The organism is Methanoculleus chikugoensis, from assembly GCF_900095385.1.
Classification (GTDB): Archaea; Halobacteriota; Methanomicrobia; order Methanomicrobiales; family Methanoculleaceae; genus Methanoculleus; species Methanoculleus chikugoensis_A.
This window is the reverse complement of record NZ_FMID01000041.1, coordinates 21809-40932: the sequence shown is the minus strand read 5'-3', so window position 1 is coordinate 40932 and position 19124 is coordinate 21809. Positions and strand designations below refer to the sequence as shown.

The following is a 19124-nucleotide window of genomic DNA, read 5'->3' as shown; positions in this document are numbered from 1 at the left end:
TGAATTGCTTGACGCCTTCGGGCGTCGGGTTCACTGATCGTTCTTGATTTTCCGTATGGAGACGCAGTTGATGACCGCATCCCCGGTCATGATGTAGCGTTTGACGACGGTTCCGAGCACCTCGACCACATCCCCTTTCTGCACGTTTTCTGCCGGCGAGGTGAACATCTTGACCGATATCTCACCTGTCCGGTCGGCGACGAGGTACTGCGGCCGGTTGAGGAACTGGAAATAGACCCGCTCGACGACGCCCTTTATGCGCACCGGTTGGCCGAGCTTGTTTAAGTTAATCTCCCGTATCCGGGCGTTCTTTGCTTCCGCTTCATACATCGGCACCAGCGACGCATACTGCTTCTGGCTCATGTAGTTGAGCGCCATGGGTATGAGAAGCAGCATGACAGCCGACGGAACCGCCCAATACAGCGCGTATACATCCCCGGTTGAGAAGACATACACCGCGATCAGGATAACAAAAAAGAGGAAGACGGCCAGCGCAACGGCCGTCACCCTCACTTTGACATCTCCGATTTGCATCGTTAATCAGGGTTACTTAAGGGCTGCAATTTCCTTTCTGAACGCGACCCAGTAGAGGACACCGACGAAGAAGAGACCTCCGACGATGTTGCCGAGCGTGACCGGGATGATGTTGTTGGTCCACATGCCAACCCAGTTGACCGTGTCGACTGCCTTCGTGGGGTCGATGCCCGTGCAGAAGATGCCCGCGGGGATGAAGTACATGTTCGCAACGCTGTGCTCGAACCCGCTGGCAACGAAAGCGAAGATCGGGAACCAGATACCGACGATCTTGCCTATCGCGTCGTCGGCGCAGATACCGAGCAGGACAGCGAGGTTGACGAGCCAGTTACAGGCGATCCCCTTGAGGAAGACCGACCACATGCCCATAGCACCGAAGTAACTCGTCTTTGCGGTTGCTATGGCAACTGCTCTCAAACCAAACGCGGTGAGCGTTGCGGTTCCGGCGGCATCGAAGCTGACAAACGGGCCGTATGCCATGATGTACGCGAAGACCACCGACCCGATGAGGTTGCCGACATATACCCAGAGCCAGAGGTTGAGCACACTTGCCCAGCTGACCTTGTGGATAAACGCCGCCATGGGGGCGAGCATCGCGTCGCCGGTGAAGAGCTCGGCACCGGTCATGATTGTGATGATAAGCCCCACAGGGAAGACGGCACCCAGAATGAGCTGGGAGATACCGGGACTCGCGGCACCGAACCGCATCGCGACGTCGGTTGCCTGGATGCCGGTCGAACAGACCGTCGCCAGGGCAGCACCCATGGCGATGAACGCTCCGGACAGGAATCCACGCAGGACCATGTTCCAGGCGGGGAGTCCGACCTTGTACTTCCCGGAGTCACCCGCTTTTGCTACGATAGCAACTGGAGGATGGAATACCATTTTTCATACACCTCTCTAAACGTCCTACCTATACCATCAAGTAATTCGAATGGATAGGTCTAGTTAATCAGTAATTTAAGAGTGCTATTAATAGGTTTCGAAATGATCGCTGTACGCGGCAAAGATAACCAAAATTCAGGCGTTTATCCCTGCTTTAAGTTAATTCCTGTCGTTAAACACCACATATCGATAAACGATGCTTTTGCTATTACTTGCGCGCCCACGCAGAATATATGGGGTTAGAAGCGAGTTTTTGGACTGGTGTGCGGAGACGGGCGCGCAGATCCCGCGTTTTTCTACCTGTATTTCTACCGGGGTGCCGGGCGTCGGGTAAAATTGCCGTAGATGTATGCGCGTCGAGATATGCTTCCAGAATGGATGTGGGAAGGGGGTTTAAAGCGTTTTTTGAGAGGATAGTTTCTTTTCCGGTTTAATAGGCCACCCCTCTCCGGATCGCGCCTCCTTTTGAACAGCCCTGAAGATGCCGTGGCACCCATCGCCACCCGTGTGTGCGCTCCGTCTCTCCGGGCTCTGTCCCGATAGCCGCCACCGGGGACAACGGGCGCGGGATCTTGCACTGACAGCCCCTCAAGAACGGGGCGATCATCTGCCTCTCCCGGAGATGGGTGCCTCCGATTACCCATCCGATGTCATGCTCCTCCCGGTGATACAGATATACAAGGCCTCCGCCGATTGTAGGTCTTGGCCCCCTCTTCCTGGAGATCGCGTCCTATAGGGTCACTGTCGGGCTTCTGGCGGCAACCGGTACCCGGACACTCTCGCGGGAGGCCATCAGGGTGTCCGGGAGCGATGCCGATGAAGAAGACGCACCGGGAAACCCGGCGGACGCACATGATATTTTCCCATATACTGTCGCACAAAGTAAATCAAATTACATAAATGTCGGGCTAACATATACCCTGTATTCCATGCAGGTCGAGGAAACCGTCACTCCCTACAGGAGGGTTATACTTATCGCCGTCATCGTCGGGCTCATTGCCGGCCTCGGCGCTCTGTTCTTTTTTGAAGGGCTGAAACTGGGAACTGCATTCTTCATGGAAGGGATCGTCGGGTTCCAACTCCCGAAGGAAGGGCAGAATCTTCAGGACATTGCTCAATGGGCCCCTCCTGATCACCTCTGGATGATCCTCCCCGTCATCTGTTTCGGAGGGCTTCTCTCCGGTCTCCTGGTCTACACCTTTGCCCCGGAGGCGGAGGGCCACGGGACGGATGCGGCGATAAAGGCGTTTCACGGAGGAAAAAAAGTGCGCTGGCGCGTTCCCCTCGTCAAAGCAGTCACTGCCGTCCTGACTATCTCGACGGGAGGAAGCGCGGGGCGTGAAGGACCGACCGCACAGATGTCGGCCGGCTTCGGCTCGATCGCCGCCGATCTTCTGGGCCTCTCCACACGTGAGCGGAGGCTTGCTATCGCCACCGGTGTCGGCGCCGGAATCGGCACGATCTTCATGGCGCCTCTCGGAGGGGCGATCCTCGCTGCGGAGATCCTCTACAAGCAGGATTTCGAGACCGAAGCAATCGTTCCCGCGTTTCTGGCCTCTGTCATCGGGTACGCTATCTTCGGTCTGGTTGAAGGCTTTGAACCGGTCTTCGGCCCCGGGGTGACTTCCTGGAACGTTTCCCAGATCCCGTTCTTCATCCTCCTCGGCGTGGTCTCGACTGCAGTCGGTCTGATCTACATAAACACATTCTATGGGACAAACAGGATTTTCAAAAAGGTCTTCAGCCGCCTGAAGATCCCGAATCATTTCAAACCCCTCGCCGGGGCATTCCTCACCGGCACGTTCGTCCTCGCTCTTGCAGCCCTCTCTCCCGAAGCGGCAATCGTCGGGCTCGGGAGCCTCGGTACCGGATACGGTTTTGCGCAACTCGCGCTCTATAACATGCTCCCTGTCGGGGTGCTGCTCTTCCTCCCGTTTGCAAAGATCCTGACGACGTCGCTCACCATCGGTTCCGGGGGGAGCGGCGGCGTCTTCGCACCGGGGCTGGTGATCGGGGGGGCGACGGGAGGCGCCTTCGGTTCCCTGCTGCACCTCGCCCTTCCCGGGCTCATACCCGCCGAATCGGTGCCGGTCTTCTTCATCGTCGGGATGATCGCTCTCTTCGGTGCGATCTCCCATGCACCCATCGCGGTCATGATCATGGTCGTGGAGATGACCGGCGACTTCTCCCTGCTCGTGCCGGCGATGGGCGCCGTGTCTGTGGCGGTCATTCTCATCGGCCAGTCCACCATCTTCCGCGAACAGGTGCTGAACCGTTCGCAGTCGCCCGCTCATCGCGACGAGTATATGATTGAGATCCTTCAGGATATTCACGTGGGCGATGTTATGGTGCCCCGCGACCGGATTGTGGCCGTGTCGCCCGAAGATACCGCCGGACGGGTGCTTCACCTGATTGACGAGACGCTGCATTCCGGGTTTCCGGTGCTCGATAAGGAAGGGAGCCTCGTCGGCATGATCGCTCTCGACGATGTCAGAGACAACCGGATAAACGGCGAGCATGACGAGCTGGTGGAGGGTGTCATGAGTTCACGTGTGTTCACCGTGCATCACGCCTGTACGCTCCGCGAGGCCCTGGATCTGATGACCGAACACGACATTCATCACCTGCCCGTCGTCCCGGCAGACGACCCAAGAGAACTCTCCGGGTTCATCACCCGGACGGATATTATGAAGGCCTATACCCAGAAGGCATCAGGGTCGGCAGGAAGGCGCCACCGTACCGGTTCCGTTACCCTGATCGAATCGGATACGGCAGCAGGAAAGAGTTCCGGCGACGAAAAAAAGGGCGGATAGTTGAGATTTCAGCCGGGTCACCTGAAGATGTCGAAGATCTGGTCGCTTCCCGTCGCATCGAGGCGCTTTCTCTCCGTCGTCTCCTCGACCAGGGCCAGAACCGGCGGGGTCATGTCCTCGCCCGGGTGGAACCCGAAGAGTTTCTCGAGATCGGTCTGGATGGCATGGAGGAAGACCGAGTTCGAGATCTCCACGGGACAGAGTTCCTCGCACTGGCCGCAGTTGACGCAGGAGTCGGAGATGTGCGCGAACCGGATCAGGTGGAACATGAACGGCGGCGGGATGACGCCGGGCTCGACCAGGTAGTCCTTCTTCGTGCTGCAGTCGATACAGTAGCAGATCGGGCAGTTCTCGATGCAGGAGTAGCACTTGATGCACCGGCTCGTCTGCTCCCGGATCTTGTTCAGGCGCTCCGTTCCCTCGCCGAGCGCCCCGAAGTAGCGTTCCCTCCACCTGTCGCCGAGTTTCAGCATCGCGTTCTCGACCTTGCCGCGGATCTCGATGCCCTTCGGGTTCGCGGGCTCGGTGGCGACCGCACCCGCCTTCAGGGCGCCGTCGAGAAGGTTTGCCCCCTTCTCGGAGCAGACCTCGACGAACGTGGCGTTCCCGGCTTTATCCCCAATAACGCCCCAGTTGCCGCAGGCGAGGTCCGCCTGGCGCGGGATCTTGATCTTGCAGCGGCGGCAGTTCGACCGGCGGCCGAGGCCTTCTTTTCCGAGGAGGTCTTCCGCCCCCTCTTCGAGTTCGTCGATCGAGACCGAGGCGTGCTCGCCGTCCTTTGTGACGACGATGAACTTTCCTTTGTCGATCTCTTCCTTGACGACGTCGTCGGGTTCGAGGCCGAGTTTCTCCCGGACGATGATCCGGGCGGTCTCCGGCCGGATGGTGCCGCCGCAGTTGAGGCCGATGATGATAATGTTGTCCAGGTTGACCTGGTTGCGCTTCGCCATCTCGTAGAGCGCCTTGACGTCGCAGCCTTTAAGTACGGTTGCGATCCTCATGTTCGGCTCGGTGGCGAGAAGACACCGCCGCATCTGCTTGGGGAGGAGCAGGGTGCCGCAGTGGAGCGATCCCGCGATCCCCCCGATCTCGGCGGGATCGGTGATCATGGCCGGCAGCGCGTCGTAGACGTCCGCGCCCTTCCTGACCGCAAAGACCGCGTCGACCATGCCGCTCTCGAGGGCGTGGCGCAGCAGCGCGGTGACCGCCCCACCGGTCTCGGCCTTCTCGCGGAGTTCGTCGTCCGTCGTCCATGCATAGAGCAAATCGCCTTTTTCTGCCATCTTCAGGCCTCCTCTGGAATCTTCTCGACCTTCACGGCACAGGCCTTGAACTCGGGGATCTTTGCTATGGGATCGAGCGCGTTGTGAGTCAATCTGTTCGCCGGATGCTCCTTGTAGTGGAACGGGATGAACATGACACCCTTGATGATCTCGGGCGTCACTTTCGCGGGGATATCGACCGAGCCCCGCCGGGTACTTGCCCGGACGACCTCTTCGTCCTTGATCCCGAGTTGTTTCGCGTCTTCCGGGTTGATCTCGATCCAGCCGATGGGTGCCTCCTTCTCGAGGCTCCACGACCGCCGGGTCATGGTGCCGGTGTGCCACTGCCAGATCGTGCGGCCGGTCGTGAGGACGAACGGATACTCGGCGTCGGGAACTTCCGCCGGCGGTTTCCACTCGATGGGAGAGAAGACCCCGAGCCCGTCGGGCATGGCGAACGTCTCCCGGTGGAGGATGGGGGTTCCCGGGTGCTCCTCGGTCGGACAGGGCCAGTGCAGGCCGTCGGGATCGAGGCGGGCGTAGGACATGCCGTGGTAGGAGGGCGTGACGGCGGCGACCTCGTCGAAGATCGCCTCGGGGCTCTCGAACGCAAACTGCTCCGGATAGCCCAGTTTGCTCCCGAGTTCGCAGAGGATCTGCCAGTCGGGCTTCGCCTCGCCCGGGGGATCCTGCGCTTTCTTCCAGCGCTGGACGCGCCGCTCGGTGTTCGTCTGGGTGCCGTCCTTCTCGGCGTAGCATGCCGCAGGCAGAACGACGTCGGCGAGTTCGGCGGTCTCGGTCATGAAGATGTCCTGGACGACCAGGAACTCGAGGTTCTTGAGCCCCTCCTCGACGTGGCTGAGGTCGGGGTCGGAGAGCATCGGGTTCTCGCCCATGATGTACATCGCCTTGAGTTCGCCGGGACTCTCGGCGAGGATGTTCACCATCTCGGTGACGGTGTAGCCGACTTTGCCCTCGGCGATATCCTCGACGCCCCACATCTCTTTCATCTTCTTCTGCGCCGCTTCGTCGGTGACCTTCTGGTAGCCCGAGTAGACGTTCGGGAGGGCTCCCATGTCGCAGGCGCCCTGGACGTTGTTCTGGCCGCGAAGCGGGTTGACGCCGGCTCCCGGTTTGCCCAGGTTGCCGGTGAGCATCATCAGGTTGGCGGTCGATTTGACGTTGTCGACGCCGACGGTGTGCTGGGTGATGCCCATCGAGTAGATGAGCGTGGCGACGTCGGCGGTCGCGATCCACTCGGCTGCGGTCCTGAGGCTCTCGACGGGGGTGCCGGAGACTTTCGAGACGTTCTCAAGGCTGTAGTCATCCTTCATGACGGCCACCTTGAGGTTCTCGAAGTCCTTCGTGCGCCTCTGGATGAACTCTTTATCTTCCCGGCCGTTTTTGATGATCTCCTGCATCAGCCCGTTTAAGATCGCGACGTCGGTGCCCGATATGAACGGCATGTAGAGGTCGGCCTGCCGGGCGGTCGGGGTGTAGCGCGGGTCGGCCACGATCACCTTTCCGCCGTTCTCTTTCGCACGGATGATGCTTCGCCCGATGAGCGGGTGCTGCTCGAAGGTGTTGGACCCGAGGACGAAGACGCACTTCGAATCGGCGATGTCCTTGATCGAGTTGGTCATCGCCCCCGACCCGAAGACCGCCGCGAGGCCCGCGACGGTGGATGCGTGGCAGAGCCGGGCGCAGTGGTCGACGTGCGGGGTCTTGAGGACCACCCGGGCGAACTTCTGCATCAGGTAGTTCTCCTCGTTCGATGTCCGGGCGGAGGAGAGGCAGGCTATCTCGTCGGGGTTGTAGGACCCGAACTTCTCCGCGATCAGGTCGTAGGCTTCATCCCAGGTCGTCTCCACAAATTCGCCGTCCTTCTTGATCAACGGTTTCGTGAGGCGGTCGGGGCTGTTGATGAATTCGTGGGCATAGCGTCCTTTGGGGCAGAGTTTGCCGCCGTTGACGGGCGCGCGCTGCCAGTGCGCCACGTCAAAGACCCTGCCGTCACGGACGACTAAGTTGAACCCGCACCCGGTGCCACAGTACGGGCATGTCGTCGATACGTACTTGATTTCCATCATTCTCCCTCTGGCAGGGGCTACATACCGCCCGGATTATATAATACACATGGTCGCGGCCACTTTTTTGATGAATATCGGTGGGAGCCGACGGTGGATTTCGCCACAGCGCGACGATCCGGGCCGCGGAGAAGTTGTCGCCGGTCGTCCGTTTGAGAAGAAGGGGTCGCCGACGGAGGAGAAGACGATGATCCCGGGGCTGGATAAGATCCGGCCGGCGCCGCCCGAAGCGATCGTCACCGGCGGCATGCGGGAAAGGAGGGCGAAGAGGAGAGATGCGCCTACCCGGGCGGGGAACGGCGGCACCTGAGTGACGCGACGGAGTCGGCGCGAAGGCGATGCGGGTCTCCATCAGTCTCGCGTTGGGGTTTTGGGGATATGCCGTCCGTCAGTTTTCGCCCTGATCTCTTCCACGGCGTGCTTCGGCGATCCGGCTCTCCGCGATCGCCCGGTACTCGGGGTCGATCTCGAACCCGATGTAGTCCGCGCCGAGGGCGATGGCCGCAAGCGCCGTGCTCCCGATGCCCATGAACGGATCCATGACGAGCGTCCCGGGCCGGCACCCGTGGAGCCGTATACACATCTCGGGGAGTTTCTCCGGGAAACTGGTCGGGTGCGGCCGGGAGGAGCGGATCGTCCGGTAGGGGATAAACCAGGTGTTCCCCCGGTCCCGGAGGTCGCGCTCCGCTGCCTTCCAGCGGCCGATGTTGCTCTTGTCCTGGTAGGGCACGCCGACCGCCAGTTTGTCGAGCGCCACGTCGCCCTTCTTCGTGAAGTGGAAGATGTGCTCGTGGCACTGGCTCAGGTAGCGGGTGCTGTTCACCGGCTGGTAGTGGCCGACGGCAATATCACCGGCGATCTTTTCGTAGTCGCCCACGTCCTCCTTTTCGATCGCGATCGATTTGACCCAGTGGATGACGTTCTGCAGTTCGAAGTGAGCGCGGAACCGCTGGACGACGTCGAAGGGGATCCAGGGGTCGCGGGGTTTGCCGCCGATGTTGAGGAAGAACGAACCGTCGTCGGCGAGGACCCGCACCGCTCCGGCGGCGACCTCCCCGATCCAGTCGAGGTAGTCCTCGCGGGGTTTTTTGTCGTCGTAGGAGTTGTAGTCCTTCCCGATGTTGTAGGGCGGCGACGTGACGATGATCTCGACGGACCCCACCGCCAGGCGCCGCATACCCTCGATGCAGTCCATGGTATGGATGGTGTTGACGGCAAGCCCGCCCACCCCTCTCTCCTTGTTTGTCACTCCGATCACTTTCAGGTTCGCGGTCCAGGGCAAAAAAGATGAACGAAACACGATGTCAGGCGTTGTCGTCGGCGAGCACTTTCTGCCGCGTCCGCTCGAGTGCGTCGATGAAGTCCTCGACCTCGTAGGGGTTGAGCCCCTCCGAGCTTTCAGGTTCGAGGCGTATGACCTCGAGGAGCGCGTCCTTGAGGATCTCAAGGCGGCTCTCCAGCGGGAGGACGATCTCGAACCGGCGGAAGATGCGGTCGGAGATGCAGACGAAGTTCCCGTGAACGGAGGCAAACGAGAGAATCTCGTCCGCGGAGGGAACGTCCGCCTGGTCGACCTCGACCTCCAGGACCGCAGGCGTATCGGCGCTCTCCTCTGCAAAACAGCGGGCGACCCTGATCTTCGTGGCGACTCCTCCCCGGTTCCGGCCGATATTCTCCCGGGGGAATGATATAGTTTTATGCCGGGGAAGGGGAGGTCTTCGCCACCGGAATTCGGGAGACTTTTCGCCGGCATCGCGTGCCGGGATGCTAGGGTATACGATGCGGCCGGCGAGCGGCTCGCAGCACGAAAAAGCAGGCATGTACAACTTCGGCAGACTTATTCGCTCGGGTGAAGATTCCTCTTCGTGAAATTACTGTATCTTCTTATCGCACTGGTGCTCGTGGTTCCCGCGACGGCGGTCGTCCTCTCTTCGGATAATGCGGGGGCTGCCGATACCGGCCTGAAGCAGGTTGCCGCGTTCGGCAACGGCACACGCTACGAGGCGGGATCGTACCACGTCGTCGTCCTCTCCGGCACCTACCGGGAGATGGGACGGCAGTACGGCGCCCTGATGAAAGACGAACTCCAGGCGGAGTACGCGATGCTCCGGTCGCACTTCACGGCGTCGGGGTATACCGAGGAGGAAGTCGGCGAGCTCGCCCGGGAGGCAACGGCGCTCCAGCCAAAGCGCATGAAGGAGATCCGGGCCGGCATCGCGGAGACGTCCGATCTCTCCCCGGCAGAGGTAGATATCCTCTACGAAGGCCCGATCGTCTACCTCGTGACCTACGGCGCGAAGGGGGGGTGTTCGTTCATGGCGGTATGGGGAGACTACACCCCTGACGGCTCGGTGGTCCTCTCCCGGAACTACGACCTGCCCGACGTCTTCTCGGTCTTCTACCCCTACTACACCCTCGCGGTCTATAACCCGACCGACGGGAGCAACGGCGTCGCGACGTTCGGCCCGGCAGGGGCACGCCCCGAGACCCTGATGAACAGCGCCGGGCTTTTTGTCGCCGACGATAACGCTGTCGACTCCGGCGGTGACCTCGAGATCGCCGGGAGGCCCGACCTGATCGGGGAGTTCTTCCGGCTGATGCTCGACTACTCCGATATGGACGGGCTCGATGCCGGGATCATGACCACCCGTGCGAACTGCGCCTGGATCGTGAACGCGGCAGGACCGGACCGGGCCTACTCCTACGAGGAGACCGTCTACGACATCAAGCGCCGCGAGGGTACGGGCGTGATCGCGGCCGCAAACCACTTCGTGGACCCGTCGTGGCGGCTTGCGGCGCCTCCGGCAGAGCACTCGACCTCGCGGTACGACAATCTCCTGCGCCTCGCCGGGGAGAGCAAGGGATCGATCGACGGCGAACGGATGGTCGAGATCCGTGATGTGCTGGTAGAGAACGGGGGCGCGACATTCCGGCACAGCATGCTCGAGGGCATGCCGTACTCCTCGGATCATCAGGTGGTCTTTGCCCCGGCGACCCGCACGCTCTGGATGAAGGTCGTGGACCGGGACTGGCAGAAGGTGGAACTCGGTCGGTTGTTCTCGGTGTGAGAAGGGCAGAAAAGGAGCCCGGTCCGTCTCCACCCCTTTACCGGGGTCTCATCGAGGCTCCGGGATAGACTTTCAATTGGGTTATTTTCCGAAATACTCGACGATATTACGGAAGAACTGCATGTTCATCGACTCGGTGGGGAGGGGTTTTTTCTCGCGTTTCAGCCGCTCTTTTCTCACCGGCCAGTCGTAGAGGTTCACGAACTCCATCGCCCGCTCGGGGTGCGGCATCAGCCCGAGAACTTTGCCGTCCGCCGACGTCACTCCGGCGATGTCCGCGAGCGCCCCGTTCGGGTTGTAGGGGTACTCCCCTCCGGCGGGGGAGAGGTCGTCACGCGAGTACCGGAACGCAACCATCCCCTCCCGCTCGATCCGCTTTAAGGTCTCCTCCGAACAGGAGAAGTTCCCCTCGCCGTGGGAGACGGGGCAGTAGAGGTGCGAGATACCCTTCGTCCAGAGGTTATCCGCCGCAGGCTTCAGGGTGACGAACCGGCACTCCAGCACGCCCTTCCTGTTCGGCATCAGGGCGATCTCGCGGGGACGGTCCCGGTCGAACGCCGGAACGAGGCCGAGGTTCGCGAGGATCTGGAACCCGTTGCAGATCCCGAGGACGAGGTTGTCGCCCGCGAGGAACTCCTTTACGTCGCTCCAGAGGTTGTTTCTCACGCGGTTTGCGTAGGCGTTGCCGGCGCCGGTGTCGTCGCCGTAGGAGAACCCGCCGGGGAAGACCATCAGCCGGTAGTCGGAGAGGGTTTTCTCCCCCGCGATGAGGTCGTTGATGTGGACGATATCGGACGCCATGCCCGCCCGCATCAGGGCTTCCGCCGTCTCCATCTCGGAGTTGAGCCCGTAGCCGCTCATGATGAGGGCCCCTGGATTGTTTGCGCGAGCCATGCTCAGTACCCCCCGAAAGGCGCTTTGTACGCAGTTTCCATTGCCGTCACCGCCTGCTCGATGAGGGTTCTTTCTCCTGCCGATACCCGGAACGTTTCGCCGCCGACACGGCCGATGAGGTGCGCGTCGCTGCCGAAGATCTCCTCGAAGGCTTCGCGGTCGCCGGGGGCGACCGTGACAATGAGCCGCCCGAGCGACTCCGAGAGGAGGTAGGTGTCCGGGCGCATCCCGCCGGGTACGGCGAGGTCCATGCCGACTCTCCCGGCGATCGCGACTTTGGCGAGGGCGACGAGGAGCCCCCCGTGGGTGACGGGGAAGGCGGAGGCGAGAAGCCCTTTTGTGATGGCGTCGGTCATCCTGCCGTAGCGCACCTTTGCCGTCTCGATATCGAGGGACGGGACCGCACCCCCCTCGATACCGAGGTGCGCGAGGTACTCCGACCCGCCGAGTTCTTCCCCGGTCTCCCCCACGACGTAGACGAGGTCGCCGTCGAACTTCGCGTCCATCGATACCGCGGTCATGACGTCGGGGTGGACGCCTATCGAGGTGATGAGGAGCGTCGGCGGCACGGAGACCTTCACGGGGTTCGAGTCGGCGTCGAACCCGGAGAAGTCGTTGAACATGCTGTCTTTCCCGGAGATATATGGCGTCTCGAACCCGACCGCGCCGTCATAGCACCCGAACGCGGCACGCTTGAGCTGCCAGAGCCTCCCGGGCTCGTCGGAGGAGCACCAGCAGAAGTTGTCGAGGAGCGCGATGGTATCCATCGGGACGCCGATCGCGATCAGCCCCCGGACCGCCGCATCGATCGCGGCGAGCGCCATGCGATAGGGGTCGAGCTCCGAGTACATCGGGAAGAGGCCCTGCGAGAGCCCGACACCCTTCATCGAACCGGGCACGACCTTCGTCAGCGTAGCGCAGGTCTGGACGCGCCCGGCTCCCTGCACCGGCCCGAGGACGTGGCCGCCCTGGACGGTGTGGTCGTACCGGGTCGAGATGAACTCTTTGGAGCAGATGTTCTTCCTTTTGAGCATCGCGAGGAGGAGGTCGTCGAGCCGGTCGGGGCACGGGACGTCGGGCTCGGGATAGGCCGTCTTCACGGGCTCTGTCAGGAGGTGCTTCTTCGGGAGGCCGTCGTGGAGGAAGTCGAGGTCGACGTCCATGACGGTCTCTCCGCCGTACTCCACGACGCATCTCCCCGTATCGGTGAACGTCCCGATGACGGTCGCCTCGACCTCCCTCCTCTTCATCAGGTTCATGAACGCCTCGATCTTCTCCTCCGGGACGGCGAGCGTCATCCGCTCCTGCGACTCGGAGATCCAGATCTCCCACGGCGCCATGCCGGGGTACTTCAGCGGGACGCGGTCGAGGAGGACATGGCACCCGCCCGATTCCCGTGCCATCTCCGCGACGGAGCAGGATATTCCTCCCGCCCCGTTGTCGGTGATGCTCCGGTAGAGGTCGAGGTCGCGGGCTTCCTTGACGATGACGTCGGAGAACTTCTTCTGGGTGATCGGGTCGCCGATCTGGACCGCGGTCACGGGGCTCGCGGGGTCGAGGGCTTCTGAAGAGAAGGTGGCCCCGTGGATCCCGTCCTTGCCGACCCTGCCGCCGACCATGACGATGAGGTCGCCGGGCAGGGCCTGCTTCTCATGGAGCGGTCTCCCGTTGTTGGCGCGCGGCATCACGCCGACCGTGCCCGCGAAGACGAGGGGTTTACCGACGTAGCGGTCGTGGAAGTAGCACCATCCCTGCGGCGTCGGGATGCCCGAGCAGTTGCCGCCGACGTCGACGCCGCGGACGACGCCCTCGAAGATCCTCCGGGGAGGGAGGATGGGGTTCGTCCGGTTCTTGCCGCGGAAGAGGGCCGGTTCGGTGTCGGGGTCGCCGACGCAGTAGCCGTAGATGTTGATGCAGGGCTTGGCGCCGAGGCCGAACCCGATGGTGTCGCGGTTCACCCCGACGATCCCGGTGAGAGCGCCGCCGAAGGGGTCGAGGGCGGAGGGGGAGTTGTGCGTCTCGACCTTGCAGGTCACGAGGTTCTCGTCGTCGAAGACGATGGCGCCGGAGTTGTCGGTGAAGACCGAGACGCAGATGTCGTCATCGCCCTTCGCCTCGCGGACGGTGTTGGTGGCCGCCTGGATGCAGGTCTTATAAAGCCCCCGCGGGACGTCGTCGTCCATCGCCGAGGCAAAGATCGTGTGCTTGCAGTGCTCGCTCCAGGTCTGGGCGAGCGACTCGAGTTCGACGTCCGTCGGCTTCCGCCCGAGCCTCCGGAAGTAGTCGCGGATTGCGTGGAGCTGGGCGAGGTCGAGGGCGAGCGGCCCGCGCCGCTCCCCTGTTGCGGGGTCGAGGATCCCCTCTTTTCCGATGCGAGCGAGTTCCGCGTCGGGGAGGTCGAGGTCGACGGTTCCGGCGGCCTGCAGGTCGTGGAGATGGACGAAGGGGGTGATCGCATCCATCCCCTTCCCGGCGTACTCCTCGCGGCTCCTGACGTGCACGCGGTTGACGAGCGGGTTTGCGAGGGCGGCGGTGAGCCTCTCCAGGGATTCGGGCGTGAGGTCGCCGCAGACGAGGTAGAGCTGCGACGAGAAGACCGCCTCCCCCTCGCCGAACCGGAACCCGAAGTAGTCCTCGATGGTCTGTCTTGCCGTCGTTCCGGCGTTGTCGGTGACCCCGGGCAGGAACCCGACCTCGATGGCGTAGTCGAACTCAGCCTCGGTCGGCTGGTCTACGGAGTACCGCTGGACGACGGGGTTGCTGAGCTGCGCGCCGATCTGCGAGAGTTCCTCGGGGGAGAAGTCCCTCTGAGCGGTCGCTATGGTATAGACATCGACGAGATGCAGCTCGCGCAGGGGGAAGCCCAGTGAGCGGAACCTCTCGGTACGCGTCGGCAGCCGTGGATCGCGGGAATATTGTACCTCTATCCGGTGGACGTACGAGGCCATGTATAAATATGGGTTGGATCTGGTGAAAAGAGCTACGATGGGGTGGGGGTGGGAGAGTGTGTGACCAGGTAGAATGGCGTGTCTCAGGGGAGATTCGAACTCGCGACCTCATCCTTACCAAGGACGCGCTCTACCAAATGATTGTGTAAGAAGAAGGGATTGCGAAAGATCAACAGTAACGTAATGCAAATAACGAAAAGCGGTTTTTAGAGGGCTGTCTTAAGCATACGTGATTATATAACACGTGCTTCAATAGTTGTTTCTAATGGCCTGGCACCGAACCCGGTGGCGCCTGTATAGGGTGAGGAGAGAGTTTGCACATTGGGAATATCTATGAAACAAGAAGAATACGAACAGTTTAGGAGTTCGACGATAGAATTCATTGAAAGACCGAATGAGGATCCAGAGCGGGTTGAAGCAGACTCTCTGCAGGGAAGATCTCTGAGTTCGTCGAGCATATGAGGGAGAATTAGTCGGAGAGGTTCGTGACTGCTCTCGAGACGTACGTGGACATGGCGTCCCGCTCTGCAAAGCGGCAAAACGATACTCTCTCTTTTTTCATTCAGGGCGTCGATACCTCCTCAAAGAGTATTTAAAAAGATTTTTTAGATGTTAAAGACACTTTTTGCATGTTACATGTATGGAACGAACCGACCCACATGAGGAAGACATTAGAGTTGTTGAAGAATTCAAGAGGGAACATAGAGATAATATTGACAAGTACTGGACAGAGGTTATTAGTTATATAAAGTGGACTTCAACAATATCTTTCGGCGCCTCGTTATGGATAGGTACCAATATTAATTCGTTTGGCAATATTATCGCAAAAACGCTCATTTTATTATCTTCAGGTCTCTTGCTCTTATCTGTAATTCTTGCGTTATTCGTCGCATATTCTTCTGTTACTGCAAGATCGATCGATTTAATTCCCTATAATGAATTTTTCAAGAGATGTTATCCGTCTTTAATGGGGGACTTTCCGATAAATAAGGGCGATAGACCAAAGGACTATAAATCAGCCATTTTAGGTATGCGAAACCCACTTCACGATGAGAGCTATTTAGACAAATACATAAAATGGCACCTTATCGCAATGACATTGGGAATAGGGCTATTTTTTGATGGGATGTTGCTTGCGACAATTCCAGATGAAAAAATACAACTTCTGTTAAACGGAATAGCCAATTTTATCCTTTAGATGACTCGAAATCATTTATAATCAGATTGTCGATTTCGGAGTAAATCAGAGTTTAATGAGAAATGGTTGTTGTCTTTGGAGATATTAAGAATATTTATATATTCAATTCATCCGGTTTATACATCTGGATATGAAGATTAGTTCTCCCCGTGGAATGACGTTTAACTCCGAGGTAGATGTTCTCTTTTCACCACATTTTCGCACAAGTAATCAACACGATACTGCGCAGTTTTTCGAGCGCGCAGCAGAATGTCCTCGGGTTATATCGGGGAACAAATCTCAAAGGCCTGAGCTCCTTTTGAGAAAATGCTTAGAATCTTGGTTTTTTAGAGCCCCAGCCGAGATTTGAACTCGGGACCTGCTGATTACAAGTCAGCCGCTCTGCCAGCTAAGCCACTGGGGCATACCTTATATCGTGGGCGGTCTGCGGTAAAAAAGGTGGCGCCGATTCTCCTCACGCTCCGCTCCTGACGGAGCGTCGTCACTCGCACCTAGCGGTGCTCGCGCCAGTCGCGTTCCCAGATGACATCACCGTCATACAGTATCCGCCGGACCCTATGATACGGAATACACGCCATGTGCGTCCCGGCGTCCACCTCCAGGTACTGCGCATCGAGCGCGACGACCCGGTCGCCCCGGACCGTCGAGCGGTCGCCGGGCGCCCCCCGGTCGACGTACTCGACCTCGACCCGGGAGAAGTCGTAGCCGGGGTCATGATAGAACCGGAGCAGCAGCCGGTGGCTCGTCCGCATACCGCGACTCCGTCGCCCCGGCGGGCCATAAAGGTGCCGCCGCCCGCCCGGAGCAGCGCCCGTTCTCCCCGCGAACCCGCGCCGTGAGGGAGAGGTCTGCAACGTTCATAACAGAGGAGCACAGAAGTACCAGCAGGATGTCGCATCTCACCGTCGATCTCGGGGGCCGGCCCGGCCTCGACTGCCGGGGATTCTGTTCGTACTGCTACTTCAAACACGTCAAGGACACGACGTCGTTCGGCTGCAAATACTGCCTCCCCTTCCAGAAGGGCTGCGACTACTGCACCCGGGGGGTGCGGGAAGGCTATGATGCGTTCAAGAGCCTCCGGACAGTCGCCGACGAGACGCTCGCAAACCTCCAGATGATGAGCGACGACGTCGACCGGATCACCATCAGCGGCGGCGGCGACCCGAGCTGCTACCCGGAGTTCAGCGACCTCGTCGAACTCCTCGGTAGCATGGAGGTGCCGCTCCACATCGGCTACACGAGTGGCAAGGGGTTCGACGACCCGGCCATCGCCGACCACCTCATCGAGAACGGCCTTGCCGAGGTCTCCTACACCGTCTTCGCCGCCGACCCGGAACTCCGGCGGCAGTGGATGCACGACCCGACGCCGGAGGCCTCGCTCGCGGTCCTCGACCGGCTCTGCGGGGCAATCGACGTCTACGCCGCGGCGGTCGTCATCCCGGGCGTCAACGACGGTGAGGTGCTCGAAGAGACCTGCGCGTGGCTCGAGGAGCGCGGCGCAAAAGGGCTGATCCTGATGCGGTTCGCGAACCGGACCGACCAGGGGCTGATCCTCGGGAACGCGCCCATCATCGAGGGGCAGCAGGTCCACACCGTCGACGAGTTCCACGAGCTCGTCACCAACCTCAACGATCGATTCTCGATGAAGATCAGCGGGACACCGCTCGGCGACCCCTCGATCGGTTCGCCGTTCGCGATCCTCCACGAGCCCGACCTCTTGAAGAAACTCCCCCGCGTCCGGAAGCGTGCGACGGTGATCACCGGGAGCGTCGCCGCCCCATTCATCCAGAGGGTCCTCTCGATCCGCGGCTCGATCGCAAGGGTCGTTGCGGTCAGAAAGGAGATCGCCTGCCTCATCACCGCCGACGACCTCGCCGGGGTGAACCTCCGAAGGCTCGAAGACGTCGTGATCCTCCCCGGCCGGGCGTTTGTCCACGACGCCGAGGCGAGAAAGATCCTCTCCGCCGACGGCGTCGACCGCGAGGTGGTGCGCGGCCCTGATATGCTGACCGCCGACGCGGAGACGAGCATGGGCATGACCCGAACAGACGTCCTCGAGAAGGAGATGGAGGGGTTCGCGGCCCTGATCAACACCATCAACCGCTACGGGCTCTGACGGCCGGTCAGCCCGACGAACCGCTCGACGATCCACTCGTTCCTGACCTCGGGGTGGAAGAGGAGCCCGTAGAGAGGGAGCGAGCGGTGCCGGATCGCCTGGACGCAGCGGTCGGAGGCGGCGAGCGGTAAGAACTCTCCGGGCACCTGCACGGCGTCCTCGTGCACCGTATATGCGGAAAACACCTCTCGCCCGGCAAAGAGGGGGTCGGGCGCGAGCACCCGGACGTTGACCATACCGATCTCGCAGCACGGCCCGGTGCCGCCGCCAAATGCCGCCGCGAGCGCCCGCATGCCGGAGGATATGCCGAGCACCGGCCGCTCGAACGTCGTGAGCCACCGGAACGAATGCTCGATGAATCCGGTGTCCATCAGCGTCGTGCCGCAGAGGATCGCCGCATCCGCGGCCTCGAGATCCGGTGCACCGACGGCGGTGTAGTGGCGGGTCGCAAACGGCACGCCGATCCGGCAGAGCAGTCGTTCGACAGGCGCGACGAACTCGTCCCGGGAGAGTGAGCCGTCCCGGCAGCAGAGATCGATCAGCAGGATCACTTCGCCACCAGCCTCGCACGCTCGATCCGCAGAACGCCGTTGTGGTTTCGGTAGACCTTCGATGTCTCTTCTATCGCGATCCTTTGAGCAAAGAAGGGGGCGTCGGTGACGAACGTCTCGAACTCCCCCCCTTCGCCGGTGAGGGTGACCTGGTACTTCCGGGCGATCGCCCGGAGTTCGTCGAGGGTGGAACGGTCGATCTCCCTCCCGAGCCAGGAGTCGTCGAAGGGGGAGGAGAAGACGCCCTGGATGACGACTGTAAAGCCAGCGTCGATGAGTTCCTCCATGTATGCCTCCTGGTCGGCGAGCCAGAGCGGGTTGAAGCACCAGAGCCCCAGTTCCCGGCAGATCCGCTGGACCCTTGTCGCCTGGTAGACCGAGAGGATCGCCCCGGTGACGACCCCTTCGATCCCGTAGCGCTCCCTGGCGGCGAGGAGAGCCCGTTCAAGGTCAAGGAGTTCCGTCTCCTCCTCCCCCGCCGTCTCCACCTCCACGAGGGGGAGCCCCGCCGCTTCGGCCTGCAGTGCGGCGAGACGGATGTTCGGGGTGTGGAACATGTAACTCTCCGGGTTCCTGGAGACGACCGTGATCAGGCAGACCACCTCTTCCTTCTGCATCGCCTTCCAGCAGGCGAAGAGGGAGTCCTTCCCACCGGAGAAGAGCACGCCGAGTTTCATGGTTATTCCCGTATTGTTCTCCTTCAGGGCACGATAACCCCTGCGGCGGCGGTGCCGAAAGCGGCCGGACGGCAAAAGACGGGTTCCGGCA

General features: G+C 61.0%; 16 protein-coding genes and 1 tRNA gene. 5 read left to right on the top strand and 12 right to left on the bottom strand.

Annotated features, from left to right (window positions below):
- Positions 1–30 precede the first annotated feature (30 nt).
- Both L21_RS08395 and L21_RS08390 read right to left on the bottom strand, forming a co-directional pair.
- Positions 31–534: an OB-fold nucleic acid binding domain-containing protein gene (locus L21_RS08395; protein WP_074370027.1), complete on the bottom strand. Its 504-nt coding sequence runs from the start codon at positions 532–534 to the stop codon at positions 31–33.
- A 12-nt stretch (positions 535–546) separates the two neighbouring features.
- Positions 547–1419, bottom strand: coding sequence for a formate/nitrite transporter family protein (locus tag L21_RS08390; protein WP_074370026.1), 873 nt, complete (start codon positions 1417–1419; stop codon positions 547–549).
- Between the two features lie 929 nt (positions 1420–2348).
- Here L21_RS08390 and L21_RS08385 point away from each other — a divergent pair.
- Positions 2349–4232 carry a chloride channel protein gene (locus L21_RS08385; RefSeq protein ID WP_074370025.1) on the top strand — a complete coding sequence of 628 codons (1884 nt, stop codon included), beginning with the start codon at positions 2349–2351 and terminating at the stop codon, positions 4230–4232.
- Positions 4233–4249: 17 nt separating this feature from the next.
- On the opposite strand, the gene L21_RS08380 is transcribed toward L21_RS08385, so the two are convergent.
- A complete protein-coding gene (locus tag L21_RS08380) occupies positions 4250–5515 on the bottom strand; it encodes a Coenzyme F420 hydrogenase/dehydrogenase, beta subunit C-terminal domain (protein WP_074370024.1) in 1266 nt (421 codons plus the stop codon).
- A gap of 2 nt (positions 5516–5517) precedes the next feature.
- Positions 5518–7581 carry a formate dehydrogenase subunit alpha gene (gene fdhF / locus L21_RS08375; protein ID WP_074370053.1) on the bottom strand — a complete coding sequence of 688 codons (2064 nt, stop codon included), beginning with the start codon at positions 7579–7581 and terminating at the stop codon, positions 5518–5520.
- A gap of 70 nt (positions 7582–7651) precedes the next feature.
- Between fdhF and L21_RS08370 the strand changes: the two genes are divergently transcribed.
- Positions 7652–7891, top strand: a complete 240-nt coding sequence (locus L21_RS08370; protein WP_074370023.1) for a hypothetical protein — start codon at positions 7652–7654, stop codon at positions 7889–7891.
- Positions 7892–7969: 78 nt separating this feature from the next.
- Here the strand turns inward: L21_RS08370 and L21_RS08365 are convergent, their stop codons facing one another.
- Entirely contained in the window at positions 7970–8839 is an 870-nt protein-coding gene (locus L21_RS08365; protein WP_256712788.1) for a DNA-methyltransferase, read from the bottom strand.
- Positions 8840–8885: 46 nt separating this feature from the next.
- The gene (locus tag L21_RS08360) at positions 8886–9401 is read right to left on the bottom strand and encodes a hypothetical protein (RefSeq protein ID WP_074370022.1); all 516 of its coding nucleotides are present in this window, start codon (positions 9399–9401) and stop codon (positions 8886–8888) included.
- A 45-nt stretch (positions 9402–9446) separates the two neighbouring features.
- Between L21_RS08360 and L21_RS08355 the strand changes: the two genes are divergently transcribed.
- Positions 9447–10649, top strand: a complete 1203-nt coding sequence (locus L21_RS08355) for a C45 family autoproteolytic acyltransferase/hydrolase (protein ID WP_074370021.1) — start codon at positions 9447–9449, stop codon at positions 10647–10649.
- Between the two features lie 81 nt (positions 10650–10730).
- Here the strand turns inward: L21_RS08355 and L21_RS08350 are convergent, their stop codons facing one another.
- Together L21_RS08350 and L21_RS08345 are read right to left on the bottom strand one after the other, a co-directional pair.
- Positions 10731–11543 carry a phosphoribosylformylglycinamidine synthase subunit PurQ gene (locus L21_RS08350; protein ID WP_074370020.1) on the bottom strand — a complete coding sequence of 271 codons (813 nt, stop codon included), beginning with the start codon at positions 11541–11543 and terminating at the stop codon, positions 10731–10733.
- Positions 11544–11545: 2 nt separating this feature from the next.
- Entirely contained in the window at positions 11546–14491 is a 2946-nt protein-coding gene (locus L21_RS08345; RefSeq protein WP_074370019.1) for a phosphoribosylformylglycinamidine synthase subunit PurL, read from the bottom strand.
- A 640-nt stretch (positions 14492–15131) separates the two neighbouring features.
- Here L21_RS08345 and L21_RS13845 point away from each other — a divergent pair.
- A complete protein-coding gene (locus L21_RS13845; RefSeq protein WP_143727248.1) occupies positions 15132–15689 on the top strand; it encodes a hypothetical protein in 558 nt (185 codons plus the stop codon).
- A 330-nt stretch (positions 15690–16019) separates the two neighbouring features.
- Here the strand turns inward: L21_RS13845 and L21_RS08335 are convergent.
- Together L21_RS08335 and L21_RS08330 are read right to left on the bottom strand one after the other, a co-directional pair.
- Positions 16020–16092 (bottom strand) — tRNA-Thr (locus L21_RS08335).
- Positions 16093–16180: 88 nt separating this feature from the next.
- The gene (locus L21_RS08330; protein ID WP_074370017.1) at positions 16181–16441 is read right to left on the bottom strand and encodes a DUF504 domain-containing protein; all 261 of its coding nucleotides are present in this window, start codon (positions 16439–16441) and stop codon (positions 16181–16183) included.
- A 137-nt stretch (positions 16442–16578) separates the two neighbouring features.
- On the opposite strand from L21_RS08330, the gene mmp10 reads away from it, so the two are divergent.
- Positions 16579–17805: a methyl coenzyme M reductase-arginine methyltransferase Mmp10 gene (mmp10, locus tag L21_RS08325; RefSeq protein ID WP_074370016.1), complete on the top strand. Its 1227-nt coding sequence runs from the start codon at positions 16579–16581 to the stop codon at positions 17803–17805.
- On the opposite strand, the gene L21_RS08320 is transcribed toward mmp10, so the two are convergent.
- Both L21_RS08320 and L21_RS08315 read right to left on the bottom strand, forming a co-directional pair.
- The gene (locus L21_RS08320; RefSeq protein WP_074370015.1) at positions 17793–18356 is read right to left on the bottom strand and encodes a type 1 glutamine amidotransferase; all 564 of its coding nucleotides are present in this window, start codon (positions 18354–18356) and stop codon (positions 17793–17795) included. The genes mmp10 and L21_RS08320 overlap by 13 nt on opposite strands.
- Positions 18353–19033 (bottom strand): diphthine--ammonia ligase, encoded by a 681-nt coding sequence (locus L21_RS08315; protein WP_074370014.1) that lies wholly within the window; start codon positions 19031–19033, stop codon positions 18353–18355. The genes L21_RS08320 and L21_RS08315 overlap by 4 nt, the downstream gene beginning before the upstream one ends.
- Between the last annotated feature and the right edge of the window lie 91 nt (positions 19034–19124).

Excerpts from the sequence above, each read along its gene's own strand:
- L21_RS08390 (WP_074370026.1), bottom strand. The coding sequence starts at position 1,419 with ATGGTATTCCATCCTCCAGTTGCTATCGTAGCAAAAGCGGGTGACTCC.
- L21_RS08385 (WP_074370025.1), top strand. The coding sequence starts at position 2,349 with ATGCAGGTCGAGGAAACCGTCACTCCCTACAGGAGGGTTATACTTATC.
- L21_RS08330 (WP_074370017.1), bottom strand. The coding sequence starts at position 16,441 with ATGCGGACGAGCCACCGGCTGCTGCTCCGGTTCTATCATGACCCCGGC.
- L21_RS08370 (WP_074370023.1), top strand. The coding sequence starts at position 7,652 with ATGAATATCGGTGGGAGCCGACGGTGGATTTCGCCACAGCGCGACGAT.
- L21_RS08395 (WP_074370027.1), bottom strand. The coding sequence starts at position 534 with ATGCAAATCGGAGATGTCAAAGTGAGGGTGACGGCCGTTGCGCTGGCC.
- fdhF (WP_074370053.1), bottom strand. The coding sequence starts at position 7,581 with ATGGAAATCAAGTACGTATCGACGACATGCCCGTACTGTGGCACCGGG.
- L21_RS13845 (WP_143727248.1), top strand. The coding sequence starts at position 15,132 with ATGGAACGAACCGACCCACATGAGGAAGACATTAGAGTTGTTGAAGAA.
- L21_RS08315 (WP_074370014.1), bottom strand. The coding sequence starts at position 19,033 with ATGAAACTCGGCGTGCTCTTCTCCGGTGGGAAGGACTCCCTCTTCGCC.
- L21_RS08380 (WP_074370024.1), bottom strand. The coding sequence starts at position 5,515 with ATGGCAGAAAAAGGCGATTTGCTCTATGCATGGACGACGGACGACGAA.
- L21_RS08350 (WP_074370020.1), bottom strand. The coding sequence starts at position 11,543 with ATGGCTCGCGCAAACAATCCAGGGGCCCTCATCATGAGCGGCTACGGG.
- L21_RS08360 (WP_074370022.1), bottom strand. The coding sequence starts at position 9,401 with ATGCCTGCTTTTTCGTGCTGCGAGCCGCTCGCCGGCCGCATCGTATAC.
- mmp10 (WP_074370016.1), top strand. The coding sequence starts at position 16,579 with ATGTCGCATCTCACCGTCGATCTCGGGGGCCGGCCCGGCCTCGACTGC.
- L21_RS08345 (WP_074370019.1), bottom strand. The coding sequence starts at position 14,491 with ATGGCCTCGTACGTCCACCGGATAGAGGTACAATATTCCCGCGATCCA.